We start from the raw sequence: 4,101 nt of genomic DNA, 5'->3' as shown, positions 1-4,101 counted from the left end.
CACCCCCACACCCACCGACGACAACTCACCCACACCAATCGGCCGCAACACCAACGACCCCACCTCAGCCACCACAACCCCCACCCCATCAGCGACCAGCAGCGAGAAGCCGTCGGTCCCGGACCGGGTCGCCTTCAGGCGGAGGACGGAGGCGCCGGTCGCGTGCACGCTGACCTGGTTCCAGGCGAACGGCAGCAGCATGTGGCCCGGCTCCGGGTCGGGGATGCCCGTGAAGTTGGTGGCCTGGAGGGCGGCGTCGAGCAGGGCGGGATGCAGCGCGTAGCGGGCCGCGTCCGGTAGTTGTTCCTCGGGGAGTTCGATCTCGGCGAAGACCTCGTCGCCCCGCTTCCACACCGACTTCAGGCCCTGGAACGCCGGACCGTACTCGAATCCGCGGTCCGCCAAGCCCTCGTAGAAGCCGGACAGATCGACGGGTTCGGATCCGGCCGGGGGCCACTGGGTGAGGTCGGTGGCGGGTGGCGGGCTGTCCGGGGCCAGGAATCCGCTGGCGTGCCGGGACCACGGCGCGTCGGTGAGGGCGTCGTCGGGGCGGGAGTGGACGGCGACCGCGCGGCGGCCCGAGGCGTCCGGTTCGCTCAGGGTGACCTGGAGGTGCACCCCGCCGGTCGCGGGCAGCAGGAGCGGAGACTCGATGACGAGTTCGTCCACGACCCGCTGGCCTGCTTCCTCGCCCGCGCGGACGGCGAGTTCGAGGAGCGCGGTGGCGGGCAGCAGGCAGACGCCCGAGGCGGCGTGGTCGCGCAGCCAGGGATGGGTGGCCAGGGACAGGCGGCTGGAGAACAGCAGCCCGCCGCCGTCCGCGACGCCGGTCACCGCGCCGAGCAGTGGATGCTCGGCGGGGACCAGGCCGAAGGCACCCGCGTCACCGCTGACGCCGGCACCGGGTTCGGGCGCCAGCCAGTAGCGCTGAGTGCGGAACGAGTAGGTCGGCAGGTGCGGATAGGGCGGCGCGCTCGCGCCGATGGCCGGGGACCAGTCGACACGTACGCCCGCGGTGTGGAGCCGGCCGACGGATTCGAGGAACCGGCGTGTTCCGCCGTCGTCGCGGCGCAGCGATCCGCTCACCACGGCGGACACGTCCTCGCGTTCGTCCAGGACGGCCTGGACGGCGGTGGTCAGCACCGGGTGCGGGCTGGGCTCCACGAAGACGCGGAAGCCGGCCTCGACGAGCGTGTCGACGGCGCCGGCGAAGTCGACGGTCTGGCGCAGGTTCCGGTACCAGTAGGCGGCGTCGAAGCTCGGTCCGCTCACCCAGGCGCCGTCGCAGGTCGAGAAGAAGGGGACGACGGGCTGCGCCGGCTTCACGTCGGCGAGCGCGGCGAGGATGTCGTCCTTGGCCTTCTCCACGTACGAGGTGTGCGAGGCGTAGACGGCGGAGTCGACGCGGCGGGCCGGTACGTCTTCGGCCTGCAGTTCCGCGACCAGTTCGTCGAGGGCTTCGGGCACTCCGCCGACGACGACCGCTGTGGGGCTGTTGACGGCCGCCAGTTCGATCAGGCCCTCCCAGCGTGCGATACGGGCGGTGGCCTGCTCGCGGGAGAGGGCGAGGGAGGCGAGTCCTCCGCTGCCCGCGAGGCTGCCGACGGCTGTGGAGCTGCGTACGGCGGCGACTCGGGCGGCGTCCTCCAGCGAGAGCGCGCCGGCGATGTGGGCGGCGGCGACCTCGCCCTGCGAGTGTCCTATGACGGCGTCGGGTGTCACTCCGTAGTGCTGCCACAGCCGGGCGACGGAGACGATGACGGCGAACAGCGCGACCTGGACGACGTCCGGCCGGTCCAGCGGGGGTGCGTCGGCGGCACCGGCGAGCACGTCGAGGAGCGACCAGTCGATGTGGGGTGCGAGGGCGTCGGCGACGTCGTCCAGTGCCTGGGCGAACACCGGGGACTGCTCGCGGAGTTCCAGACCCATGCGGATCCACTGGGAGCCCTGGCCGGGGAAGACGAACACCTTCTTCCCCTCGACGTCCGCCGTGCCGGTGACGACGTGGGGTACCGGTCGGCCGTCGGCGAGCGCGTCGAGCCCGGCCAGTCCCTCGGCCGGCGTCGCGGCCAGGACGACGGCGCGGTCGTCGAGGTGGGCACGTGTGTACGCCAGGGCGCGGGCGATGTCCGCGGCGGGCGCGTCGCCCTCTTCACGCAGGAATGTCGCGAGCCGAGCGGCCTGTGCGGCGAGCGCTCCGGTGCCACGGCCGGAGACGAGCCACGGCACGACGGTGGACGCCGGCTTCTCGTCTTCTTCCGGGGTGGTGTCGATGAGTTCGGGGACCTGTTCCAGGATGACGTGGGCGTTGGTGCCGCTCACCCCGAACGACGACACACCCGCACGCCGCGGCCCGTCCGACTGCGGCCACTCCCGCGCCTCGGTCAGCAGCTCCACCGCACCCGACGACCAGTCCACATGCGACGACGGCTGCTCGACGTGCAACGTCCGCGGCAGTACGCCGTGCCGCATCGCCTCGACCATCTTGATCACACCGGCCACACCCGCGGCGGCCTGCGTATGACCGACGTTCGACTTCAACGACCCGAGCCACAAGGGCCGTTCGGCAGGACGCTCCTGGCCGTAGGTCGCCAGCACGGCCTGCGCCTCGATCGGATCACCCAGTGTCGTTCCTGTGCCGTGTGCTTCCACTGCGTCCACGTCCGACGCCGACAACCGCGCACTGGCGAGCGCCGCACGGATCACCCGCTCCTGCGACGGACCGTTCGGCGCCGTCAACCCGTTCGACGCACCGTCCTGATTCACCGCCGAACCACGCACCACCGCCAACACCCGACGCCCATGACGCCGCGCATCCGACAACCGCTCCAGCAGCAGGACGACGGCGCCCTCGGCGAGTCCGGTTCCGTCCGCGGAGTCGGAGAAGGCTTTGCAGCGGCCGTTCGGCGCGAGGCCGCGCTGTCTGCTGAAGTCGACGAAGACCTCGGGGCTGGACATGACGGCGACGCCGCCGGCGAGGGCCATGCTGCACTCGCCGACGCGCAGGGCCCGGGCCGCCAGGTGCACGGCGACGAGCGAGGAGGAGCAGGCGGTGTCCAAGGTGACCGAGGGCCCTTCGAGCCCCAGGGCGTAGGAGACCCGTCCGGACAGCACGCTGCCGGAGTTGCCGATCCCGAAGTAGCCCTCCAGCCCGTCGGGAAGTTCCTCGACGCCGTCGGCGTAGTCGTGGAACATCAGGCCCGAGTAGACGCCGATGTCCTCGCCCTTCAGCGAGGTCGGGTCGACCCCGGCCCGCTCGAACGCCTCCCACGACACCTGGAGCATCAGCCGCTGCTGCGGGTCGACGGCCAGGGCCTCACGGGGCGAGATGCCGAACAGTTCGGCGTCGAAGTCGCCTGCTCCGGTGAGGAATCCGCCCTGGTCGACATAGGTGCGGCCGGTGCGGCCGGGGTCCGGGTCGAAGAGGTTGTCCAGGTCCCAGCCGCGGTCGGCCGGAAAACCGGTGAGCGCGTCGGTGCCGTCCTCGACCAGCCGCCACAGCTCCTCGGGCGAGGTGACACCGCCCGGCAGCCGGCATGCCATCCCGACGATTGCGATCGGCTCCGTCGCCTCCGCGTCGAGGTCGCGGAGCTTCTTGCGCGTCTGCTGCAGATCGGCGAGTACTCGCTTGAGATAGTCGCGCAGCTTTTCGTCGTTGGACATGCCTCTCCCTGTGACCCTCTCCGTGGTGAGGTCGGACGTGGTGTCGTCGAGTGAGCGGTGACGGCCCTCAGGACAGGCCGAGTTCCTTGTCGATCAGGTCGAAGATCTCGTCGTCGGTCGCCGAGTCGATGTCGAGCGCCGCGTCGCCGTCGGGATTGTCCTCGGCGTCACCGAGGAGGCCGTCCCAGCGTTCCGTGAGCGTCCTGAGCCGTGCCGAGACCTGTGCGTGAATCTCGGCGTTCACGCTGTGGTCCGTCAACGCCCCTTCCAGTTTGGCCAGTTCGAGGAGTACGGCCGGGGTGGGCGCCTCTGCCTTCAGGTCGAGGCGGTCCCGCAGGTGTTCGGCGAGTGCGGTGGGGGTGGGATGGTCGAAGACGAGGGTGGCGGGCAGCCGTACCCCTGTGGCCTCGGTGAGGCGGTTGCGCAGTTCCACCGCGG

2 protein-coding genes are annotated in these 4,101 nt (G+C 71.3%); both read right to left on the bottom strand.

The features are described from left to right. The coding region (locus ACFYPJ_RS38995) for a type I polyketide synthase (RefSeq protein ID WP_389026870.1) at positions 1–3,663 on the bottom strand (3,663 nt) is incomplete at its 3' end. 67 nt (positions 3,664–3,730) lie between these two features. Continuing rightward, positions 3,731–4,101: phosphopantetheine-binding protein (locus ACFYPJ_RS38990; protein ID WP_389026868.1), on the bottom strand; the 371-nt coding region annotated here is incomplete at its 5' end.

It is taken from the genome of Streptomyces sp. NPDC006012, from assembly GCF_042871185.1.
Taxonomy (GTDB): Bacteria; Actinomycetota; Actinomycetes; order Streptomycetales; family Streptomycetaceae; genus Streptomyces.
The sequence above is the reverse complement of the archived record's forward strand: the minus strand, read 5'-3'. Positions and strand labels throughout refer to the sequence as shown.